We start from the raw sequence: 230 nt of genomic DNA on the forward strand, positions 1-230 counted from the left end.
TGACGTGGGGAACACCGGAAGCTTTGCGGCGTTTGCCGCGAACTTGAAGGACTCCCTGCAGGGAACCTGGGGCGCCTCCGCGGTGGATGGCCTGGTGAACAACGCCGGGTTCGGGCTGTTCAATCCGATCGAGACTGTGACCGAGGAACAGTTCGACGGTCTGTTCTACGTGCACCTGAAGGGACCGTTATTCCTCACGCATGCACTGCTGCCGCTGCTGGGTACCGGCG

General features: G+C 62.2%; 1 protein-coding gene. It reads left to right on the forward strand.

Translation table 11 applies throughout. The annotated features are described in order from the left end of the window. Nucleotides 1-230, forward strand: a 230-nt coding sequence (locus ACQG3P_RS25375) for an SDR family NAD(P)-dependent oxidoreductase (RefSeq protein WP_426806585.1), incomplete at both ends; no start/stop codon positions are given.

This window comes from Stenotrophomonas sp. SrG, assembly GCF_050031795.1.
GTDB classification, from domain to species: domain Bacteria; phylum Pseudomonadota; class Gammaproteobacteria; order Xanthomonadales; family Xanthomonadaceae; genus Stenotrophomonas; species Stenotrophomonas rhizophila_A.